This is a genomic window from Bacillus sp. FSL M7-0307 (assembly GCF_038627835.1).
Classification (GTDB): Bacteria; Bacillota; Bacilli; order Bacillales; family Bacillaceae; genus Bacillus; species Bacillus altitudinis.
This window is the reverse complement of sequence record NZ_CP152023.1, coordinates 15,001-37,565: the sequence shown is the minus strand read 5'-3', so window position 1 is coordinate 37,565 and position 22,565 is coordinate 15,001. Positions and strand designations below refer to the sequence as shown.

18 protein-coding genes, 3 tRNA genes, 2 rRNA genes, 1 other RNA gene and 1 other annotated feature (1 of these 25 running past the window's edge) are annotated in these 22,565 nt (G+C 42.6%); of the genes, 6 read left to right on the top strand and 18 right to left on the bottom strand.

The features are described from left to right. Positions 1–48: 48 nt before the first annotated feature. The 11 genes from MHI41_RS00180 to tadA all read right to left on the bottom strand — a co-directional run bounded on the left by MHI41_RS00180 (position 49) and on the right by tadA (position 9,560). A 23S ribosomal RNA gene (locus tag MHI41_RS00180) occupies positions 49–2,979 on the bottom strand. A 98-nt stretch (positions 2,980–3,077) separates the two neighbouring features. Continuing rightward, positions 3,078–3,153: transfer RNA gene (locus MHI41_RS00175), tRNA-Ala, on the bottom strand. 14 nt (positions 3,154–3,167) lie between these two features. After that, positions 3,168–3,244, bottom strand: a tRNA-Ile gene (locus MHI41_RS00170). A 96-nt stretch (positions 3,245–3,340) separates the two neighbouring features. Next, positions 3,341–4,889, bottom strand: a 16S ribosomal RNA gene (locus MHI41_RS00165). Together the 16S and 23S rRNA genes with 2 tRNA genes alongside form the textbook arrangement of a ribosomal RNA operon. Positions 4,890–5,163: 274 nt before the next feature. Next, the gene (locus MHI41_RS00160) at positions 5,164–5,427 is read right to left on the bottom strand and encodes a pro-sigmaK processing inhibitor BofA family protein (protein ID WP_008342006.1); all 264 of its coding nucleotides are present in this window, start codon (positions 5,425–5,427) and stop codon (positions 5,164–5,166) included. 66 nt (positions 5,428–5,493) lie between these two features. Next, the gene (locus MHI41_RS00155; RefSeq protein WP_008342008.1) at positions 5,494–5,718 is read right to left on the bottom strand and encodes a YaaL family protein; all 225 of its coding nucleotides are present in this window, start codon (positions 5,716–5,718) and stop codon (positions 5,494–5,496) included. Between the two features lie 18 nt (positions 5,719–5,736). Continuing rightward, positions 5,737–6,333, bottom strand: coding sequence for a recombination protein RecR (gene recR / locus MHI41_RS00150; RefSeq protein ID WP_003218094.1), 597 nt, complete (start codon positions 6,331–6,333; stop codon positions 5,737–5,739). 15 nt (positions 6,334–6,348) lie between these two features. Further along, entirely contained in the window at positions 6,349–6,672 is a 324-nt protein-coding gene (locus MHI41_RS00145) for a YbaB/EbfC family nucleoid-associated protein (protein ID WP_008342011.1), read from the bottom strand. A 25-nt stretch (positions 6,673–6,697) separates the two neighbouring features. After that, a complete protein-coding gene (dnaX, locus tag MHI41_RS00140; protein WP_342494436.1) occupies positions 6,698–8,410 on the bottom strand; it encodes a DNA polymerase III subunit gamma/tau in 1,713 nt (570 codons plus the stop codon). 332 nt (positions 8,411–8,742) lie between these two features. Then, an RNA gene (gene ffs / locus MHI41_RS00135) (signal recognition particle sRNA large type) lies at positions 8,743–9,007 on the bottom strand. Positions 9,008–9,083: 76 nt separating this feature from the next. Then, entirely contained in the window at positions 9,084–9,560 is a 477-nt protein-coding gene (gene tadA, locus MHI41_RS00130) for a tRNA adenosine(34) deaminase TadA (protein WP_008342015.1), read from the bottom strand. A gap of 79 nt (positions 9,561–9,639) precedes the next feature. On the opposite strand from tadA, the gene MHI41_RS00125 reads away from it, so the two are divergent. The 4 genes from MHI41_RS00125 to MHI41_RS00110 all read left to right on the top strand — a co-directional run bounded on the left by MHI41_RS00125 (position 9,640) and on the right by MHI41_RS00110 (position 12,900). Continuing rightward, positions 9,640–10,194 carry an isochorismatase family cysteine hydrolase gene (locus MHI41_RS00125; RefSeq protein WP_113747071.1) on the top strand — a complete coding sequence of 185 codons (555 nt, stop codon included), beginning with the start codon at positions 9,640–9,642 and terminating at the stop codon, positions 10,192–10,194. Between the two features lie 45 nt (positions 10,195–10,239). Next, positions 10,240–11,541, top strand: a complete 1,302-nt coding sequence (locus tag MHI41_RS00120) for a glycoside hydrolase family 18 protein (protein WP_060780816.1) — start codon at positions 10,240–10,242, stop codon at positions 11,539–11,541. A gap of 79 nt (positions 11,542–11,620) precedes the next feature. Beyond that, a complete protein-coding gene (locus MHI41_RS00115) occupies positions 11,621–12,244 on the top strand; it encodes a deoxynucleoside kinase (RefSeq protein WP_017366700.1) in 624 nt (207 codons plus the stop codon). Then, on the top strand, positions 12,241–12,900 hold the full coding sequence (locus MHI41_RS00110; RefSeq protein WP_024719578.1) for a deoxynucleoside kinase: 660 nt from the start codon (positions 12,241–12,243) through the stop codon (positions 12,898–12,900). The genes MHI41_RS00115 and MHI41_RS00110 overlap by 4 nt, the downstream gene beginning before the upstream one ends. Before the next feature lie 84 nt (positions 12,901–12,984). Here MHI41_RS00110 and MHI41_RS00105 read toward each other — a convergent pair. From MHI41_RS00105 to pdxS, 5 genes are all read right to left on the bottom strand, one after another. Continuing rightward, a tRNA-Ser gene (locus MHI41_RS00105) sits at positions 12,985–13,077 on the bottom strand. Between the two features lie 132 nt (positions 13,078–13,209). Beyond that, on the bottom strand, positions 13,210–14,037 hold the full coding sequence (locus tag MHI41_RS00100; RefSeq protein WP_113747068.1) for a methyl-accepting chemotaxis protein: 828 nt from the start codon (positions 14,035–14,037) through the stop codon (positions 13,210–13,212). A 101-nt stretch (positions 14,038–14,138) separates the two neighbouring features. Continuing rightward, entirely contained in the window at positions 14,139–15,413 is a 1,275-nt protein-coding gene (serS, locus tag MHI41_RS00095) for a serine--tRNA ligase (RefSeq protein ID WP_342494435.1), read from the bottom strand. 48 nt (positions 15,414–15,461) lie between these two features. Beyond that, positions 15,462–15,677, bottom strand: a binding site (T-box leader). A 53-nt stretch (positions 15,678–15,730) separates the two neighbouring features. Continuing rightward, the gene (gene pdxT, locus MHI41_RS00090; protein ID WP_342494434.1) at positions 15,731–16,321 is read right to left on the bottom strand and encodes a pyridoxal 5'-phosphate synthase glutaminase subunit PdxT; all 591 of its coding nucleotides are present in this window, start codon (positions 16,319–16,321) and stop codon (positions 15,731–15,733) included. Positions 16,322–16,341: 20 nt separating this feature from the next. Then, positions 16,342–17,226 carry a pyridoxal 5'-phosphate synthase lyase subunit PdxS gene (gene pdxS, locus MHI41_RS00085; protein WP_025206589.1) on the bottom strand — a complete coding sequence of 295 codons (885 nt, stop codon included), beginning with the start codon at positions 17,224–17,226 and terminating at the stop codon, positions 16,342–16,344. Positions 17,227–17,472: 246 nt separating this feature from the next. Between pdxS and MHI41_RS00080 the strand changes: the two genes are divergently transcribed. Beyond that, on the top strand, positions 17,473–18,951 hold the full coding sequence (locus MHI41_RS00080; RefSeq protein WP_272512068.1) for a PLP-dependent aminotransferase family protein: 1,479 nt from the start codon (positions 17,473–17,475) through the stop codon (positions 18,949–18,951). Positions 18,952–18,993: 42 nt separating this feature from the next. Here the strand turns inward: MHI41_RS00080 and MHI41_RS00075 are convergent, their stop codons facing one another. Then, a complete protein-coding gene (locus MHI41_RS00075; RefSeq protein ID WP_342494433.1) occupies positions 18,994–20,319 on the bottom strand; it encodes a D-alanyl-D-alanine carboxypeptidase family protein in 1,326 nt (441 codons plus the stop codon). Between the two features lie 160 nt (positions 20,320–20,479). Then, positions 20,480–21,946 carry an IMP dehydrogenase gene (guaB, locus tag MHI41_RS00070; RefSeq protein WP_008342039.1) on the bottom strand — a complete coding sequence of 489 codons (1,467 nt, stop codon included), beginning with the start codon at positions 21,944–21,946 and terminating at the stop codon, positions 20,480–20,482. Positions 21,947–22,067: 121 nt separating this feature from the next. On the opposite strand from guaB, the gene MHI41_RS00065 reads away from it, so the two are divergent. Then, on the top strand, positions 22,068–22,565 hold the 5' portion of the coding sequence (locus MHI41_RS00065) for a YaaC family protein (protein ID WP_342494432.1). It continues 471 nt past the right edge of the window; 498 of the gene's 969 nt are visible here — the first part of the coding sequence; the start codon lies at positions 22,068–22,070; its stop codon lies beyond the right edge, outside the window.

Sequence of the window (22,565 nt, the reverse complement as noted above, 5' to 3'; positions counted from 1 at the left end):
ATGTTCTCTCAAAACTAGATAACAATGTTCATTTTTCACATTAGAATATAGGTTAAGTCCTCGATCTATTAGTATCTGTCAGCTCCACGTGTCACCACGCTTCCACCTCAGACCTATCAACCTGATCATCTTTCAGGGATCTTACTTCCTTGCGGAATGGGAAATCTCATCTTGAGGGGGGCTTCATGCTTAGATGCTTTCAGCACTTATCCCGTCCGCACATAGCTACCCAGCGATGCCCTTGGCAGAACAACTGGTACACCAGCGGTGCGTCCATCCCGGTCCTCTCGTACTAAGGACAGCTCCTCTCAAATTTCCTGCGCCCGCGACGGATAGGGACCGAACTGTCTCACGACGTTCTGAACCCAGCTCGCGTACCGCTTTAATGGGCGAACAGCCCAACCCTTGGGACCGACTACAGCCCCAGGATGCGATGAGCCGACATCGAGGTGCCAAACCTCCCCGTCGATGTGGACTCTTGGGGGAGATAAGCCTGTTATCCCCGGGGTAGCTTTTATCCGTTGAGCGATGGCCCTTCCATGCGGAACCACCGGATCACTAAGCCCGACTTTCGTCCCTGCTCGACTTGTAGGTCTCGCAGTCAAGCTCCCTTGTGCCTTTACACTCTGCGAATGATTTCCAACCATTCTGAGGGAACCTTTGGGCGCCTCCGTTACATTTTAGGAGGCGACCGCCCCAGTCAAACTGCCCACCTGACACTGTCTCCCTGCCCGATAAGGGCAGCGGGTTAGAAGGTCAATACAGCCAGGGTAGTATCCCACCGATGCCTCCACCGAAGCTAGCGCTCCGGTTTCCAAGGCTCCTACCTATCCTGTACAAGCTGTACCAACATTCAATATCAGGCTGCAGTAAAGCTCCACGGGGTCTTTCCGTCCTGTCGCGGGTAACCTGCATCTTCACAGGTACTATAATTTCACCGAGTCTCTCGTTGAGACAGTGCCCAGATCGTTGCGCCTTTCGTGCGGGTCGGAACTTACCCGACAAGGAATTTCGCTACCTTAGGACCGTTATAGTTACGGCCGCCGTTTACTGGGGCTTCAATTCGCACCTTCGCTTACGCTAAGCGCTCCTCTTAACCTTCCAGCACCGGGCAGGCGTCAGCCCCTATACTTCGCCTTACGGCTTCGCAGAGACCTGTGTTTTTGCTAAACAGTCGCCTGGGCCTATTCACTGCGGCTTCTCGGGGCTTTAACACCCTAAGAAGCACCCCTTCTCCCGAAGTTACGGGGTCATTTTGCCGAGTTCCTTAACGAGAGTTCTCTCGATCACCTTAGGATTCTCTCCTCGCCTACCTGTGTCGGTTTGCGGTACGGGCACCTCTCACCTCGCTAGAGGCTTTTCTTGGCAGTGTGGAATCAGGAACTTCGCTACTAAATTTCGCTCGCCATCACAGCTCAGCCTTCACGGGAAACGGATTTGCCTATTTCCCAGCCTAACTGCTTGGACGCGGATATCCAATACCGCGCTTACCCTATCCTCCTGCGTCCCCCCATTGCTCAAATGGTGAGGAGGTGGTACAGGAATATCAACCTGTTGTCCATCGCCTACGCCTTTCGGCCTCGGCTTAGGTCCCGACTAACCCTGAGCGGACGAGCCTTCCTCAGGAAACCTTAGGCATTCGGTGGACGGGATTCTCACCCGTCTTTCGCTACTCATACCGGCATTCTCACTTCTAAGCGCTCCACCAGTCCTTCCGGTCTGACTTCACTGCACTTAGAACGCTCTCCTACCACTGTTCGTAAGAACAGTCCGCAGCTTCGGTGATACGTTTAGCCCCGGTACATTTTCGGCGCAGAGTCACTCGACCAGTGAGCTATTACGCACTCTTTAAATGGTGGCTGCTTCTAAGCCAACATCCTGGTTGTCTAAGCAACTCCACATCCTTTTCCACTTAACGTATACTTTGGGACCTTAGCTGGCGGTCTGGGCTGTTTCCCTTTCGACTACGGATCTTATCACTCGCAGTCTGACTCCCAAGGATAAGTCATCGGCATTCGGAGTTTGACTGAATTCGGTAACCCGGTAGGGGCCCCTAGTCCAATCAGTGCTCTACCTCCGAGACTCTTACCTTGAGGCTAGCCCTAAAGCTATTTCGGAGAGAACCAGCTATCTCCAGGTTCGATTGGCATTTCACCCCTACCCACACCTCATCCCCGCACTTTTCAACGTGCGTGGGTTCGGGCCTCCATTCAGTGTTACCTGAACTTCACCCTGGACATGGGTAGATCACCTGGTTTCGGGTCTACGACCACGTACTCATGCGCCCTATTCAGACTCGCTTTCGCTGCGGCTCCGCATCTTCTGCTTAACCTTGCACGGGATCGTAACTCGCCGGTTCATTCTACAAAAGGCACGCCATCACCCGTTAACGGGCTCTGACTACTTGTAGGCACACGGTTTCAGGATCTATTTCACTCCCCTTCCGGGGTGCTTTTCACCTTTCCCTCACGGTACTGGTTCACTATCGGTCACTAGGGAGTATTTAGCCTTGGGAGATGGTCCTCCCGGATTCCGACGGAATTTCACGTGTTCCGCCGTACTCAGGATCCACTCTGGAGAGAACAACATTTCAGTTACAGGGCTGTTACCTTCTTTGGCGGGCCTTTCCAGACCTCTTCGCTTATATCGTTCCTTTGTAACTCCGTATAGAGTGTCCTACAACCCCAAGAGGCAAGCCTCTTGGTTTGGGCTGTTCCCGTTTCGCTCGCCGCTACTCAGGGAATCGCATTTGCTTTCTCTTCCTCCGGGTACTTAGATGTTTCAGTTCCCCGGGTATGCCTTCTCATACTCTATGTATTCAAGTATGGATACTACTCCATTACGAGCAGTGGGTTTCCCCATTCGGAAATCTCCGGATCAAAGCTTGCTTACAGCTCCCCGAAGCATATCGGTGTTCGTCCCGTCCTTCATCGGCTCCTAGTGCCAAGGCATCCACCGTGCGCCCTTTCTAACTTAACCATTTCTTACTTTAGAAAGAATCACTATGTGTGATGAACTTTGCATTGCATTCAATGTGAATGTATTACTTATTGTTATCTAGTTTTCAAAGAACACGTTGGTGGAGCCTAGCGGGATCGAACCGCTGACCTCCTGCGTGCAAGGCAGGCGCTCTCCCAGCTGAGCTAAGGCCCCGATTTAATAGAAGATGGTGGGCCTGAGTGGACTCGAACCACCGACCTCACGCTTATCAGGCGTGCGCTCTAACCAGCTGAGCTACAGGCCCATCTTTCATATCGAAGATATGATGTTGTAGGATCTTTTGCAAGTTCCTTCAAAACTAAACAAGACGAAAAACGTACGCTGCTCCATATATCCTTAGAAAGGAGGTGATCCAGCCGCACCTTCCGATACGGCTACCTTGTTACGACTTCACCCCAATCATCTGCCCCACCTTCGGCGGCTGGCTCCATAAAGGTTACCTCACCGACTTCGGGTGTTGCAAACTCTCGTGGTGTGACGGGCGGTGTGTACAAGGCCCGGGAACGTATTCACCGCGGCATGCTGATCCGCGATTACTAGCGATTCCAGCTTCACGCAGTCGAGTTGCAGACTGCGATCCGAACTGAGAACAGATTTGTGGGATTGGCTAAACCTTGCGGTCTCGCAGCCCTTTGTTCTGTCCATTGTAGCACGTGTGTAGCCCAGGTCATAAGGGGCATGATGATTTGACGTCATCCCCACCTTCCTCCGGTTTGTCACCGGCAGTCACCTTAGAGTGCCCAACTAAATGCTGGCAACTAAGATCAAGGGTTGCGCTCGTTGCGGGACTTAACCCAACATCTCACGACACGAGCTGACGACAACCATGCACCACCTGTCACTCTGTCCCCGAAGGGAAAGCCCTATCTCTAGGGTTGTCAGAGGATGTCAAGACCTGGTAAGGTTCTTCGCGTTGCTTCGAATTAAACCACATGCTCCACCGCTTGTGCGGGCCCCCGTCAATTCCTTTGAGTTTCAGTCTTGCGACCGTACTCCCCAGGCGGAGTGCTTAATGCGTTAGCTGCAGCACTAAGGGGCGGAAACCCCCTAACACTTAGCACTCATCGTTTACGGCGTGGACTACCAGGGTATCTAATCCTGTTCGCTCCCCACGCTTTCGCTCCTCAGCGTCAGTTACAGACCAGAGAGTCGCCTTCGCCACTGGTGTTCCTCCACATCTCTACGCATTTCACCGCTACACGTGGAATTCCACTCTCCTCTTCTGCACTCAAGTTTCCCAGTTTCCAATGACCCTCCCCGGTTGAGCCGGGGGCTTTCACATCAGACTTAAGAAACCGCCTGCGAGCCCTTTACGCCCAATAATTCCGGACAACGCTTGCCACCTACGTATTACCGCGGCTGCTGGCACGTAGTTAGCCGTGGCTTTCTGGTTAGGTACCGTCAAGGTGCAAGCAGTTACTCTTGCACTTGTTCTTCCCTAACAACAGAGCTTTACGATCCGAAAACCTTCATCACTCACGCGGCGTTGCTCCGTCAGACTTTCGTCCATTGCGGAAGATTCCCTACTGCTGCCTCCCGTAGGAGTCTGGGCCGTGTCTCAGTCCCAGTGTGGCCGATCACCCTCTCAGGTCGGCTACGCATCGTCGCCTTGGTGAGCCGTTACCTCACCAACTAGCTAATGCGCCGCGGGTCCATCTGTAAGTGACAGCCGAAACCGTCTTTCATCCTTGAACCATGCGGTTCAAGGAACTATCCGGTATTAGCTCCGGTTTCCCGGAGTTATCCCAGTCTTACAGGCAGGTTACCCACGTGTTACTCACCCGTCCGCCGCTAACATCCGGGAGCAAGCTCCCTTCTGTCCGCTCGACTTGCATGTATTAGGCACGCCGCCAGCGTTCGTCCTGAGCCAGGATCAAACTCTCCGAAAAAGTACAAAACCGAAGTTTTGTTTTTCGCCAGTTTGACTGACTACCTATGATGTATCATAGGATTTTTTTATAAAAACTCGAATTAACAGGTACGTTTTGTCTTGTTTAGTTTTCAAAGAACTTGTTTACCGCTTCAGAAGCGACTAGAACATCTTATCACGTCCAAGTTGTTAGTGTCAACAACTTTTTTGTTATTATGTTTTTTCGTTTCTTCGTCATCAGCGACGTATATTAATTTACCACCATATATAATCAAAGTCAACAATATCTTGCATTAAATAATAAACTTTTCAATTACGACTAAAGCTGCTACACCTGGAATGCCCAACAAACCACTAATTCCACTCGTTACAGGGTTAATGGAAACATGAAGCCCTAAACTCTCACCGAATAAATTGAGACAAAATAAAAAAAGAGCACCTGCGACAAACTTAACTCCAATAAGCCCTAACCATTTGAATGGATTCGCTTGAACACCTGACATAAACAACAATAAAACAGCTAACAAAATTGAACCAATCACAATAACAGGTTCCATAATCCTCTCATCTCCTCTTCATATGAATAGTACAAGCATATGAGAGGATTATGTAAAATAGACCTGCTACCTCCAGTTGTTTAAACGTAAATTTCTCTTTTTCGCTTCTCTCAGATAGAAAAAGTACTTCGCTTGAGCAAGCTTTAATTCGAATAGAATGTCCGGTGAAGGCTCAACGCTATTTGCGACAAGCTTTTTTTGTCTGTTCCATTCTTCCTTTTGCTTAAAAAGCTGTTGAATTAATATCTCATCGAATTCTTTTCGAATTGATTTTCTGCGAAGAAAACCCATGTACCGTACTTCTCCTTCCTACATCTCACGTCTGCCTTCTAGAGCCTTAGAAAGTGTGACTTCATCCGCATACTCTAAATCTCCACCTACTGGGAGTCCGTGAGCAATGCGAGAGAGTTTAATTCCTGATGGTTTCAACAATCTAGAGATATACATGGCTGTCGCTTCTCCTTCAATGTTTGGGTTGGTTGCAAGAATGACCTCTGTGACTTGATCGTCTTGTAATCTTTTTAATAAGTCAGGAATTTTAATATCCTCTGGTCCTATTCCGTCCATTGGAGAAATAGCTCCATGAAGCACATGATATAAGCCGTTGTATTCTTTCATTTTTTCCATTGCAATCACATCTTTTGGATCCTGCACGACACAGATTACAGATTGATCTCTTCTTGTATCTTCACAAATATAGCAAGGATCCTGATCAGTGATATGTCCGCAAACAGAACAATAAGTTAAATTACGCTTTGCATTAACAAGTGCCTTCGCAAAATCCAGCACGACGTCTTCCTGCATACTAAGAACAAAAAAAGCCAGACGGACCGCAGTTTTAGGTCCGATTCCTGGCAATTTCATAAAGCTGTCAATCAGCTTTGATATTGGTTCAGGATATTGCATCTTCAGTTATTCCTCCTAGAATAAACCTGGCATGTTCATTCCTTTTGTGAATTGACCCATTGTTTCATTCGTTAATTCATCCACTTTTTTCAATGCATCATTTGTTGCTGCAAGTACTAGGTCTTGAAGCATATCGATGTCTTCAGGATCAACAACTTCTTCATTAATTGCCACATCAACGACTTCTTTTTGTCCATTTACTTTTACAGTGACCATACCGCCACCTGCCGTACCTTCAAGGACTTTTTCTGCAAGCTCTTCTTGAGCCTTAGCCATATCCTTCTGCATTTTTTGCATTTGTTTCATCATTTTTTGCATATTTCCCATTCCACCGCGCATATGAACACCACTCTCTTTCAAATTGTTAATCTTTAATTTCAATTAAATCGGTTCCTACTAACTTCTTTGCTTCTGCAATTAATGGATCTTCTTCAGCAGAAGCTGCCTGACCATCTGCTTGTTCTTCAGGCTGATGATCTCTTAAAAATTCTTCTCTTATTTTACCCCATTGAGCGTCAGGAACGCCAACTAATTCCACTCTTTTTCCTAGCATAGATTCTAGCAGTTGCTCAAGATTGGTTCGAACACCACTTTTATCTTCGGCCACCATCTTACAATGTATTTCAAATTTGAATTTTAAAACAAAGGCATGAGTTGCCGCAGCAACTGGTTCACTATCTGTTAATAGCGCAGCGTGAGATACCTTATTTTGCTGTTTTAATTGGGCAAGAAGCTCTCCCCATTTGCCTTTTATTTTTTCTAACTCCGGCCGCTTCGCATCTTTTAAAATCTCATGAATTCGACCGACAGGTGCACGATAGCCATTTTTATTACTCGTTTGAGGTCGAGGTGCTTCCGTTTTTGCTTGAGGACTCTGAGACTGAGTCATTGGAACACCCTCAGCTTTTAGCCTAGATAGCTCCTGTTCCAGCCTGTCTATTTTATTCGTTAACGCTGTTAGGTCGGAATCAGCCTCAGATGATACAGCACCAGCCGTTGACTGACAGAGCTTAACCACAGCTACTTCAAAGAAAATTCTAGGATGGTTTGTCCATTTCATTTCCTGATGGCTTTTATTCAGAATTTCAATCGTTTCATAAAGAAACTGAGGTGCCACACGTTCTGAAAGAGACACAAACTTATCGTCGACTTTGACTTTTTCAAGGACACCTTCAAGATCCGGTGCTGTTTTGTATAGAAGCATATCTCTAAAGTAGAAGATCATATCCTCTATTAATTTAGCGGCATCTTTCCCCTGTTGAAGCAATTCATTTAATGTATCCAGCGCTATCGCAATATTTTGCTCATAAATGGCTTCAGCAAGCTGACTAATGAAATGCTGAGATACAGCACCTGTAATGAGCAGTGCGTCATCAATTGTGAGCTGTTCACCACTAAATGAGATCGCTTGGTCAAGGAGACTGAGTGCGTCACGCATGCCTCCATCTGCCGCGCTAGCAATAATCTCGAGTGAACCCTCTTGTATATTTAGGCTTTCTGCATCTACAATTTTCTCCATTCGTCCAACAATATCTTTTGTCGTGATCCGTTTAAAATCAAATCTCTGACATCTTGATATGATGGTAAGAGGAATCTTATGAGGCTCTGTGGTAGCCAAAATAAAGATACAATGAGCAGGTGGTTCCTCTAGCGTTTTAAGAAGTGCATTAAATGCCCCGATAGAGAGCATATGTACCTCATCTATAATATAAACCTTATATGTAACCGCTGAAGGAGCAAATTTCACTTTATCACGTATATCCCGAATTTCATCTACCCCGTTATTTGAGGCAGCATCTATTTCAATCACGTCTGAAATCGAACCGGTCGTAATCCCTCTACAGGCATCACACTCATTACACGGTTCACTAACAGGTGATTTTTCACAGTTCACTGCTTTCGCAAAAATCTTGGCAGCACTTGTTTTACCTGTTCCTCTAGGACCTGAAAATAAGTAAGCATGAGAAAACTTTTTCTGCAAAAGGGCATTTTGCAACGTTTTTGTGATGTGTTCTTGTCCAACAACATCCTCAAAAACTTGAGGTCTGAACACTCGGTATAAAGCTTGATAACTCACAAATACGCCCTCCTCCATTTATCATCATGTTCATTATACATGATGCAACGATCAATTCAAAAGTACACCTTTATTTTCTAACAAACGAAAAAGAGCATTTCCTTTAAAGACTTTTTACTTTTCTTGATTAAAAAACGTGTTTTCCTACTTTCTGAAAATGTCTGCCAGATCAACAAGAACATTTGTTCCACTTATAAATTACTTCAAAAATACCTCACCCCGAAAATGGTTTTTTTGCTATTTGTTATAAACAAAACAATTGATATATTCTTTCAATAGCAACAAAAAACTCACCTAGATAAACTAGATGAGTTACATTTAATATTGATTTACCGTGCACCTTCTGTCGATTCGCTACCCCAAGCGTTACTTAAACAGTTAGCTCGGCCCAGGCAACCCTGCGGCACATGAGAGGTTTCACTTAATGCTGCTTCCTTCCGGACCTGACATGGTTCATGAATTCCCATTGCGCAGGACCCAGACGTCAACACCACTTATTTAAGGCAGACCTTGAAGTAAACGAACCTTGAGAAGGGATTCGGCCTCGCTAGAGCGGATTGCGAGTACAGGGCACCGCTACCTCCCCGCTTAGCACGGCAAAATAAATATTAAATTGTTGGTGACGCAGACATAAGTATACCTTCTAAGTGATAAAATTGCAAACGACATCCATTCATTTACTTTTCGCCTGCTTCTTACGCTGACGGAGGTCTCGAAAGAACTGACTTAACAGCTCACCACACTCATTTTCAAGCACACCGCCAATGACTTCAGACTGATGATTGAACCGCTCATCGTCCAATAAATTCATTAAAGTACCAGCACATCCACCTTTAGGATCATAGGCACCAAAAACGACCTTTTTCACTCTTGAAAGTACAATAGCGCCTGCACACATTGGGCACGGTTCGAGTGTAACATAAAGTACAGCATCTTCTAAACGCCAGCTACCAGTCATTTTACACGCTTCATCAATAGCAAGTAATTCCGCATGAGCAATTGATCGCTGTTCACTTTCCCTTAAATTGTGAGCACGGCTTACAATTTGATCATCAACAACGATGACGGCACCGATTGGAACTTCTCCTATTTGTTTTGCTTTCAAAGCTTCAGAAATAGCTTCTTGCATAAACTGTTCATCTTTCGTCATAGCACGGCTCTCTTTTCATGTTTTTTTAAAGGATATTGAGGTTAACATATTATCACAATCTTTTAAAGGGGGTCTTGATTTGCCAAAACAACAAAAGGCACTACTTATTATTGACATGATCAATAATTTTGATTTCGAAATGGGACATGTGCTCGCTGAAAAAACAGAGCAAATGACCAATAAAATTTTAGCCCTTAAACGACACGCTTTCAAGAAAAATTGGCCAATTATCTATATCAACGACCACTATGGACTCTGGAAGGCTGATATCAAAGCTGTTATGGAAACATGCAAAAACGAAAGAAGTACCCCTATTTTAGAACAAATGGCACCATCTAAAGATGATTACTTCTTAATTAAACCTAAGCACTCTGCCTTTTACGGAACAGCACTAGAGACACTCCTAAATGAATTAGGTGTGCAAGATCTTATTTTAACTGGAATTGCCGGAAACATCTGTGTCCTGTTCACTGCAAATGACGCTTACATGCGAGAGTACAACCTTACTGTACCTAAAGATTGTATTGCTTCAAATGATGATAGGGACAACGAGTACGCTTTAACGATGATGGAGAACGTTCTTCTTGCCAAAATCACAACAACTAAAGAGATCACGGATGAAAATCAAACATGATTTATCCATCACCCTCATAAATTGTTAGCAATAACAAAGGGGGCGTTGACCATTCAAATTTATGTTGTCAAAAGAGGAGATACATTAAATGAAATTGCCATGCGTTTTAAAACAACGGCAAATGAAATCATTCGGACCAACGACATCGAAACACCAAATCAACTAGTCGTTGGACAAACAATTGTCATCCCTATTAGAGGTCAATTTTATGAGGTCAAACAAAATGATACACTTTATCAAATTGGAAGAAGATTTCAAATTTCGGTAGAAGAATTGGCACGTGTGAATCGGATTCGGCCTGAAGCCATATTGCCTATTCGTTTTTTGCTTTATATTCCACAAAGACCGAAAAGAAATATTAATTCTAATGCTTATATAGAACCTCGCGGAAACCAAGTCAGCGAAAATTTAAAGCAAGCAGCCAGAGAGGCATCTCCATACTTAACACATCTCGGTGCCTTTAGTTTTCAAGCACAAAGAGACGGCACACTTCGCGAGCCACCGTTAGATCAATTACCTCAGATTGCCGCTCAAAGCAGAACGGTTTTAACCATGGTAGTCACAAATCTAGAGAATGATAAATTTAGTGATGAACTCGGGCGAATCCTTTTAACAAATCAATCTGTCAAAACGACATTATTAAATGAAATCGTCCGCGTTGCTCAAAAGTATCAATTAAAAGAAATCCATTTTGACTTTGAATATTTACGCCCTGTTGATAAAGAAGCTTACCTTCAATTTTTAAGAGAGGCAACAACTCGTTTTCATCAACAGGGTTGGACTATTTCTGTGGCACTCGCTCCTAAAACAAGCAGTGAACAGAAAGGAAAGTGGTATGAGGCGCATGACTATGAAGCAATTGGTAAGATTGTTGATCATGTTGTACTGATGACTTATGAGTGGGGCTACAGCGGCGGGCCTGCACAAGCCGTCTCTCCGATCGGCCCTGTCCGCCAAGTCATTGAATATGCACTGACTGTCATACCTGCCAATAAAATTGTGATGGGGCAGAATTTATATGGTTATGATTGGACGCTTCCTTATGTTCAAGGAGGCCCTATCGCCAAAGCCGTCAGCCCTCAACAAGCGATTGCCATTGCTAGAGAGAATAATGTATCCATTTTATATGACGAAACAGCACAAGCACCTTATTTCCGTTATACAGATGCTAACAACAAAGAACACGAGGTTTGGTTTGAAGATGCAAGATCCATTCAAGCCAAATTTAATCTCATTAAAGAGTTAAACCTAAATGGAATTGCTTACTGGAAATTAGGTCTATCCTTCCCACAAAACTGGTTGTTGTTATCAGATCAATTTAATATTGAAAAAAGAACGACATCGTAATTCATTGGCTCTATCTCTCAGAAGGGGTATGGTACAATATACATTGGTTTGACAACTTTATAGATAGAGGAGAACGCCTATGTATCCTGCCCCTTTTATTGCAGTGGAAGGCCCAATTGGAGCCGGAAAAACAACCTTGGCTACAATGCTTTCAAAGGAATTTCAATTTCCTTTAGTAAAAGAAATTGTAGAAGAAAATCCATTCTTAGATAAATTTTATGAAGATATGGAACAATGGAGCTTTCAGCTTGAGATGTTCTTTCTATGTAATCGGTTTAAACAGTTAGAATCTATTGAAGAGAACTATGTCAAAAAACAGCAGCCGATTGTCACTGATTATCATGTCTATAAAAATATGATATTTGCAGAAAGAACCTTATCCAAAAAGCACATGGATAAATACAGAAAGATTTATCACTTGCTGACAGATGATCTTCCTAAACCAAATGCCATGATCTATATAAAAGCCAGCCTTCCCACCTTACTTGATAGAATAAAGATGAGAGGCCGATCTTTTGAAGAAGACATTGATCCAGCTTATTTAAAAACCCTGATTGAAGATTATGAGTTGGCCATCGAGCATTTAAAACAAACTGACCCAGGGCTTCCTATCATTACAATTGAAGGCGATCATACAGACTTCGTTTCCTCACAGCAAGATTACCAGCAAATTGTACAGAACATAAAGGAGCAAGTACTATGAAAAATATTGAAATACCAAAGGATGCTGTCATTACAATTGCAGGGACAGTTGGTGTCGGAAAATCGACCATGACGAAAACAATAGCGGACAAGCTAGGGTTTCAAACTTCTCTCGAAAAAGTAGATGATAATCCATACTTAGAGCCTTTTTATTCAGATTTCCAAAGATGGAGCTTTCATTTACAGGTCTATTTCCTAGCTGAACGTTTTAAGGAGCAGAAACGAATCTTCGAGTCTGGTGGAGGTTATGTACAAGATCGGTCCATTTATGAGGACACTGGTATTTTCGCTAAAATGCACGCAGACAAAGGTACCATGTCAGAGGTAGACTATGAAACGTATACGAGTCTATTTGAGGCGATGGTGATGACACCTTACTTCCCTCACCCAGATGTCCTCATTTACTTACATGGGGATTTAGATCATATATTACATCGTATTGAAGAGCGCGGGAGAGAGATGGAAACTCAAACCGATCGAGCATATTGGGAAGAAATGTACACTCGATATACGGAATGGATTGAACAATTTGATCTGTGCCCTGTGATTAAAATTAATATTGAAGATTACGACTTACTTCATGATGAAAGCTCACTTGATCCAATTCTTCATGAAATTGCTTCTGTTATTCAAAAAAATCGCTCTAACACAAAATAAAAAAAACCGCTGCATTTCTCGAATGCAGCGGTTTGACAATTTCCAATTTTTATGCGTTTCAATTCAACTAAGGTAAAATCAATATGGCGGAGGAAGAGGGATTCGAACCCCCGCGGGCTTTGACACCCCTGTCGGTTTTCAAGACCGATCCCTTCAGCCGGACTTGGGTATTCCTCCGTATCGACAAGAATTAATATATCATATCATCTTATTTTAAGTCAACATCTTTTCGAAAAAAATTTCAACATTTGATTTTGGTATGAAGTTTAGCCTATAAAAAGCAGCCAATTATCGGCTGCTCTTCATCTATTACGTATCCTGTCTAATGTCTTCAATAAAAAGATTCATCTCTTCTTTAAAATCATTTAATGATTCGATAATCTTTGTAAAGTCTGTCACTTGTTTAGCTTGTTCGTTTGTTGAACTGCTGATTTGTGAGATATTTTCAGATAGAGTGCCAATGCTGTCTTGGATTTCTTTTAAAAATGCATTAATGGTTTCAGCTGCTTCCTTTGATCCATCTGATAACTTACGTACCTCGTCTGCAACAACAGCAAAGCCTTTTCCATTTTCACCTGCTCTTGCCGCTTCAATTGCAGCATTGAGTCCTAACAGGTTTGTTTGTCTCGCAATACCGCCAATGGTTTTGACGACTTCTTCAATGTTTGCGGATTTCTCTTCTGCTCTTCCGGCCTGCTCACTAATTTCTAAGCTTGTAGCCGCCAGTTCTTGTGAATGAGCAGCAATTTGCTCAATTCCACCTTGTAACTCTTTCGCTACTTTATTGATATGTTCCATATAGCCGCTTAATTTCTTCTCACGATGATGTGAAAAAGCCACTAAAAAAGAACCAATCACATTTCTATCTTCATCAAAAATCGGATAACCTTTTACAGCAATTTCATAACCATATAAAGACTCTGGCAAATGCCCATCATATTCTTGTCCTCTTAATGTCGTCGCCACGTTTTGGTCCTCTGGGTTTAAAGCGTCCCCTACTTTAATGCCAAAATCTACTGTGGTCGATGGATAATAGCAAAGTACCTTCTCTGTGTCAGTGATGCCGAAAAGGACACTTTCATCTAGAACTTTTCTGAGTAATTGAGCCATTTCAACATAATAGTCAAGCCTATTCAAGGTTATTCCTTCTTTCCTAGATGCTTTTAGTTCTTTTATCGGCTTATTTTAGAAAAACTGTAGAAGTTTAGGTAAAAAGAATAAGATGCCATGACGGCATCTTATTTTATCACTTCTTTATTTCCCATATAAGGACGTAACACCTCAGGAATGATCACTGTTCCATCCTCTTGTTGATAGTTTTCTAAAATGGCTGCAACAGTTCTTCCTACTGCTAAACCAGATCCATTTAATGTGTGGACGTGTTCTGGCTTTGCTTTAGGCTCAGGGCGGAAACGAATGTTTGCTCGTCTCGCTTGGAACGCTTCAAAGTTACTGCAAGAAGAAATTTCACGATACGTATTTTGGCTTGGAATCCATACTTCGATATCGTATTTCTTCGCAGCCGTAAAGCCTAAATCTCCTGTACACATGCTCATGACACGGTATGGCAGGTTCAATAATTGAAGAACTTTTTCTGCTTGGTTTGTTAGTTTTTCTAATTCTTCATAAGAATCTTCTGGTCTGACAAATTTCACAAGCTCTACTTTGTTAAATTGGTGCTGACGGATGAGTCCGCGCGTATCTCTGCCAGCAGAACCAGCTTCTGATCTAAAGCAAGCACTAAACGCTGCATAATTGATTGGCAGCTGCTCTCCTTCAAGAATTTCGTCACGGTACATGTTCGTAATTGGCACTTCAGCCGTTGGAATGAGGAAATAATCTTCTTCTCGAATTTTAAAAGCATCCTCTTCAAACTTTGGAAGCTGTCCAGTTCCTGTCATGCTTGCTCTGTTGACCATATAAGGTGGTAGTACTTCAGTAAAACCAAATTCATCTACGTGTAAATCCAGCATAAAGTTATAAAGTGCACGCTCTAACCGTGCGCCTAGCCCTTTATAAAAAACGAAACGGCTTCCTGTCACTTTTCCTGCACGTTCAAAATCTAAAATCTTCAGCTCATCCGCTACATCCCAATGCGGCTTTGGCTCAAATGAGAAGGCTGGCTGTTCGCCCCATTTTCTCACTTCAATGTTGTCATCTTCTGTTTCACCGACTGGTACAGAGTCATGAGGGATGTTCGGAATTGAGAACAGGATGGTTTGCAGGCTTTCCTCTACTGTTCTTAATTCATCATCTAACTTCTTAATCTCATCTCCTACCTCACGCATTTCTTGAATAATGTGATCGGCGTCTTTCTTTTCTCTTTTTAGAACAGCCACTTGCTGTGATACTTCATTTCTTCGGCTCTTTAATACTTCTGTTTTGCCGATTAATTCTCTTCTTTTTTGATCTAGTTCACCAAACTTATCAAAATCCGCTAAATCTTCACCTCGATGGGCTAATTTTTCTTTGATTTGATCAAAATCCGTGCGCAGTTGTTTAATATCCAGCATGTGTAACACTCCTTTTTTATCGAAAAATAAAAAGAGCCCTCATCCCATGAAAGGGACGAGAGCTCTCGCGTTGCCACCCTGATTGAAAACACGCCAAAAGCATGCTTTCCTCTTTCCTCTGTAACGGCATCACCGTAAATGCTTACTTCGTGTTTCAGCATTTCGCTCAAGGATGGATTCAGAATGCATCTTTCACCGATTCTCACCAACCATCGGCTCTCTGAGAAAGAGGGGCTTCTTACTATTTCCCGTCAACGCTTTTTCGATCTTTGATTGTGATTTTAATGTACTATAAGTTTTATCTCTTTTCAACCGTTTTATACAGCAAGCTTCGTTTTATAGGACTCCACCATCTCAACAAACAGCTGTGTTAACCGGTGGTCATCTGTCAGCTCTGGATGAAAAGAACAACCTAAGATATTGTTTTCTTTCGCCATCACAATCCTGCCGTCATACCCAGCCATGACCTCTACGCACTCATCTGCGCTGATGATATGAGGCGCACGGATGAACACTCCTGTAAACGGCGCATCCAGTCCTTTCACTTCTACATCTGCTTCAAAGCTGTCTACCTGCCTGCCAAACGAATTACGTGCAACAGATACATTTAACAGTCCAAGATGAGCATCTTCTCGATCTTCTATATGCTTTGCCAGCATAATCAAACCGGCACAAGTCCCAAATATCGGTTTACCTTGAGCAGCGAACGCTTTAATCGGTTCAATGAATTGGTACGTATCCATGAGTCTTCTCATCGTCGTACTTTCACCACCAGGGATAATGAGACCGTCAACAATTTCTAACTCCTCTACCCGTTTGATGATCTTTCCCGCTGCGCCACAAGCTTCAATCGATTGAATATGCTCTCTCACCGCTCCTTGAAGCCCTAGTACACCAATTGTTAGCATGTTCGTTTGCGCTCCCTTAATTACCAGCCACGCTCTTGCATACGCTCTTCTGGCAATAGATTTGAAATTTCAATTCCTTTCATCGCTGTTCCAAGCTCTTTAGAAAGCTCTGCAATTAGACGGTAATCTGTGAAATGAGTCGTTGCTTCTACAATCGCTTTTGCAAACTTAGCTGGATTGTCTGATTTGAAGATACCAGAGCCGACAAATACACCATCTGCTCCAAGCTGCATCATTAATGCTGCATCTGCTGGTGTCGCAACACCTCCAGCTGCAAAGTTTACAACTGGCAATTTGCCTTCTTTTTTAATTTGAACCAATAATTCATAAGGTGCGCCTAAATTTTTGGCTTCTGTCATCAATTCATCTTCACTCATTGCCGCCACTTTACGAATTTGAGCATTGACCTTTCTCATATGACGGACAGCTTCTACAATGTTTCCTGTACCAGGCTCACCTTTTGTCCGTAGCATTGAAGCGCCTTCTGCAATACGGCGAGTCGCCTCACCTAGGTCACGACAGCCACATACGAAAGGTACCGTGTATTCATTTTTATTTAAATGGAATTCCTCATCTGCGGGCGTCAGCACTTCACTCTCATCAATATAATCAACACCAAGTGCTTCAAGAACACGAGCTTCCACGATGTGGCCGATACGTGCTTTTGCCATGACTGGAATCGTTACTGCATTTTGTACTTCTTCTACGATTCTTGGATCTGCCATACGGGCAACACCGCCTGCTGCACGGATATCAGCTGGTACTCGTTCTAGTGCCATCACTGCCACTGCGCCTGCTTCTTCTGCGATTTTTGCCTGTTCAGCATTGACGACATCCATAATGACGCCACCTTTTTGCATTTCTGCCATTCCACGTTTTACTCGTTCAGTTCCCTTATTGCTCACAATTGTTTCCTCCCATTTGTCTATTCGATTGATTCAACACCTTTATCATACAAGCGATAGAGTATAACAATAAAGAGAATAGTATAACAATTCAATCAGCTCACAAAAAAGGATAAACCCTTATACATCAAGGTTTTATAGTTAAAAAAGCATCATTACCTCTTTTAAGAGTAATTGACATGTTATAATGTAACTATAACAATCTGAAACCATGTATAACAATTTCACGCTCATTGGAGGATTCTCATGCATATTGATATCCATCGACATTCAGATACATCTCTTTCGAATCAGATTTACTTTTCCATCGTTGATCACATTCAATCAGGTCTGCTTCAGCAAGGCGATAAGCTGCCGACTGTACGTGATCTAGCGAAACAGCTCAATGTGAGTCTTGTCACAGCAGCAAAAGCATATACACGGCTTAAGGACGACGGATTTTTAACGACTGTACAAGGGAAAGGTACGTTTGTGAATGAGCAGCATGAGCAAACTGACATCCCGGTTCAGTCATCTACTTCTTTCGATTGGCAGTTATCGATCCCTGATTATTTACCAAGGTCTCAATTCGCTCAGTATCACTATGTCGAAGAAGCCATTAATCTTTCTTCCTCTATGATTGATCCTGGTCTTTTACCTAACCGGTATTTAGAAAAAGAAATGCAGCATGTCCTGGCCCGGCATCCTCAAATCATGTCAAAATACGGAGAAATACAAGGTGACCTTCAGCTTCGTCAGGTCATTCAATCATTTCTAGAAAAATTAGATGTCCCTTCTACTCCTGAAAATATCCTTGTCACTAGCGGTTCTCAGCAAGGACTTGATTTAGTAGCACGTACATTTATCGGGCCGGATGATGTAGTTGTCATGGAGGCGCCCACCTATCCAGGCGCAATTGATGTCTTTATGGGGAGAGGGGCACGAATTATTACGGTTCCTGTCGATCATGAAGGAATGAACATGAAACAGCTTCAAAGCATTTGTGATAAATATAAACCAAAGCTCATCTATACCATTCCTACTTTTCACAGTCCTACAGGCGCCAGTATGTCGTTGAAACGAAGAAAACAGCTGCTTTTACTGGCACAAAGCATTGATTGTCTCATTGTAGAAGATGATCCTTATCGTGAGCTTTATTTTGAAAAGAAACCGCCGGCACCTATTAAAAGCCTGGATCACGATGGACACGTCATTTATTTACGAGGATTAAGCAAGACACTGGCTCCAGGATGCAGAATTGGAATTATTACAGCGTCAGGCTCTATATTTAACCGTTTATTAGCAGCAAAGGCCAATAATGATTTAGGGAGCCCACTTCTCACCCAAAAGGCTATTTTACCGTTTCTCACATCCAAAAAAATGATCGATCATACGAAAAAATTAAGAACTGCCTTGAAGGTGAGACGCGATTTGATGATGGATGTGTTGACAAAGCATGCGCCAAAGGACGTCACGTGGCAAATCCCACAGGGCGGGCTCAATTTGTGGCTTAGCTTTCCTTCCTGGGTCGATACACGTGCCCTATTACATGAGGCACGGAAGCAGCAAATCACCTTCCTTCCTGGCTCTGTCTGCTATCCTGGGGAGCCGAAGCAGAATTATATACGTCTCAGTTTTTCTTATGTGAACGAAAAGGCACTGACAGAAGGGATGGAAAAGTTATGTGATATTTTTCAGCAGGCCTTGTCTACACCTCAAAACCACAAACAATCTCTTTTCTTTTAACGATAAAAAAACTGCTCTCACATATAGAGAGCAGTTTTTTTATTAGAACCAACCTTTTACTGTGTCGACGATTCCGCCCCAAATGCCAGCGAAGAATCCACCTACACCACGCATTGTAAGGATGAACCAGTTTGCTTTTTCATCACCTGTTTTCGTCACAAGCTCAACACCTGATTGGTCTTTACTCAAATAGCCGTAGTCCTTCTCATCACCAGAATAAGAAGTCGTCAACATGCCAACCTTTGTTCCTTTTTTAATAGGAGCTTCTAGGTTCTTTTTATCAATATTTACTTTTCCTTTATAGCTCTTCTCATCACCATTTTTAACCGGTACAGAGAAAGCTTCTTTCGTCACGACGGGTACTTCTTTATCTTTCCCTTTATCGACTTCGATGTTTTCATGTCCCTTGATTTGTTGGCCTTTTTTGTACATTTCTTTCATCGTGAAGTTTTTAAAGGCATAATCGAACAATTTTTTCGCCACATCGAAACGAGCTGTATGAAGATTCCCTTTAGCATTCAGGACAACTGCGATCACACGCATGTCACCACGTTTTGCTGTACCTGTGAAGCTAGAACCAGCTGAATCAGTAGAGCCCGTTTTCAGACCGTCTACGCCTTCATATTCTTTCACAAGTCCTTTAAGCATAAAGTTCCAGTTTGGCATGTCCATTTCATCATCTGTGCCTTCTCTGAACTTTGTTTTCGCGATGCTTGCTGTTTCAAGAATTTCTGGGTGATCTTTGATGAGATGCTGTGCAAGCAAAGCCATATCCTTTGCGGAAACTTCACTTTCTTCATCAGGACCCGTACCTTTTGGCTGTTTGCCATGTAAGTCTTTATTTTCTAATCCAGTTGCATTCACGAATTTGTAATTGGTTAAGCCAAGTTCTTTTGCTTTTGCGTTCATTTTTTCAACAAACTTCGATTCTGATCCAGCGATTACCTCTGCTAGACCAATTGCTGCTGCATTTGCTGAATAAATAGCCGTTGCTTGATAAAGTTCTTTGACAGTATACGAACCATCTTTTCTCAATGGAACATTGGATAAACTGCGGTCTTGGGAAATTTCGTACACATAATCATCTGGCGTATATGTTTGATCCCATTTCACTTTGCCTTCAGCAATCGCCTCTAGTAATAGATACTCTGTCATCATCTTTGCCATACTTGCAATAGGCAGTCTTTGTTCTGCATTTTTACTATAAAGAATTTTACCTGTAGAAGCTTCAATAAGGATGGCTGCTTTTGCATTCACATTGAATGGATCTTCAGCCGCTTTTGCTTTGGACATTGGGGTAAATGCAGTAACAATCAATGCCAATGCAAGGATAGAGACCATAAGCTGTTTCAACATCTTGCTGTTCAATCGTCATACCTCCGTATTCATCTTTTTTCGACGTTTTTCATATATATTTAATCCACAAGGGCTTATTTCGACACAACAGTATAAATTTTATCACAATAAAGACAAAAAAAATAGACAGAGTCATAGACCCTGTCAAATGTAATTTGATTGTCACAATTTATCAAGAAATTGTGTAGTTTGGTGATTCTTTTGTAATTTGTACATCATGTGGATGACTCTCACGAAGACCTGCACCTGTCATGCGAATGAATTGTGCTTCTTCTCTAAGAGTACGTAAGTCCTGTGTTCCACAGTAGCCCATACCAGAGCGAATACCGCCAACGAGTTGGTAAACAGTATCAACAACTGGTCCTTTATATGGTGTACGTCCTTCGATACCTTCTGGAACGAATTTTTTATTATCTTCTTGGAAGTAACGATCTTTACTTCCTTTTTCCATTGCAGCAACAGAACCCATACCACGATATACTTTGAAACGTCTACCTTGGAAAATTTCTGTTTCTCCTGGGCTTTCAGATGTACCAGCAAGAAGACTTCCCAGCATAACAGCATGTCCACCAGAAGCTAATGCTTTCACGATATCACCTGAATATTTAATTCCACCATCTGCAATAATAGATTTACCATGTTTTCTTGCTTCTGTTGCACAGTCATAAATCGCTGTGATTTGTGGTACACCGACCCCTGCAACAACACGTGTTGTACAAATCGATCCTGGTCCAATACCCACTTTTACAATATCTGCTCCAGCTTCAAACAATGCTTTTGTTGCTTCAGCTGTTGCAACGTTACCAGCAATGATGTTAAGAGAAGGATACGTTTCACGGATTTTCGATACAGTGTCTAGAACACCTTGAGAATGACCGTGTGCTGTATCAATGACGATCACATCAACATTGGCTTCTACTAATTTTTTCACACGAGTCATTGTATCGCCAGTGACACCTACAGCGGCACCAACAATTAAACGGCCATGTGCATCTTTAGAGGAGTTAGGGAATTCAATCACTTTTTCAATATCTTTGATGGTGATGAGACCTTTTAATGTTCCTTCGTCATCTAAAAGAGGTAATTTTTCAATTTTATATTGCTGAAGGATTTTTTCAGCTTCTTCTAATGTTGTTCCAACAGAAGCTGTCACAAGTTCCTCTTTTGTCATCACGTCGCTAATCTTCATTGAATAATCCGAAATAAAACGAAGGTCACGGTTCGTAATAATCCCAACAAGCTTTTGATCTTGTTCGTTATTGACAATTGGTACACCAGAAATACGATATTTACCCATTAAATGTTCTGCATCGAATACTTGATGATCCGGTGTTAAGAAAAATGGATTTGTAATAACACCACGCTCTGAACGTTTTACTTTGTCCACTTGTTCAGCTTGCTGCTCAATAGACATGTTCTTATGGATGATTCCAAGACCACCTTGACGTGCCATTGCAATCGCCATTTGTGATTCCGTCACAGTATCCATTCCTGCACTAATAATTGGAATGTTCAACTTTAAAGTGCTTGTTAACTCAACTGATAAATTGACATCACGCGGAAGCACCTCAGACTTTGCTGGAACAAGCAACACGTCGTCAAACGTCAAACCTTCTTTTGAAAATTTACTTTCCCACATTAGTAAATCCCCCTCTTTTCGGCAAAATATTATATGTAGATTATCAACTAGGAAACAGCATGTCAAGGAAGCAACAAACAGTTGCAATTTTTAGAAAATATAAAGAGAGTTGAGGAAGAAGATGAAAAGTTCAGGATGGAAGGATTTAAAACGTTTTTACTCACTAGAAACTTCCCAAAAGTTTCTATTTCAACAGTACGAGAAACGGAACATTCAGGATGCAAATCAACAAGCCTATAAAAACTGTGAACGATTTATTTACTTTTTAAAGCATGGCCATACATTTTATGACCAAGCCGCATCAGCTCCACTTGAACTAAAACCGATTTTATTATTTTATGGAATGGCACAGCTGTTAAAGGCATGTTTACTGACAGTAGATCCCGACTATCCGTCTCAAACCTCTGTCTTAGCTCACGGCGTCACCTCAAGAAAAAGAAAGAAGCAACATTATCGTTTTAGTGAGGATGAAGTCAAGATTCAGCGAAACGGATTATGTATGCATGTATTAAAGCACTTATTTCATTTAAATGGTCTTGAAGATGAACGATTTACGATGATCAATCTCCTTTCAAAAATACCTGAAATGGGTCATATTCTTGAGTTTCAAAAACAGCCC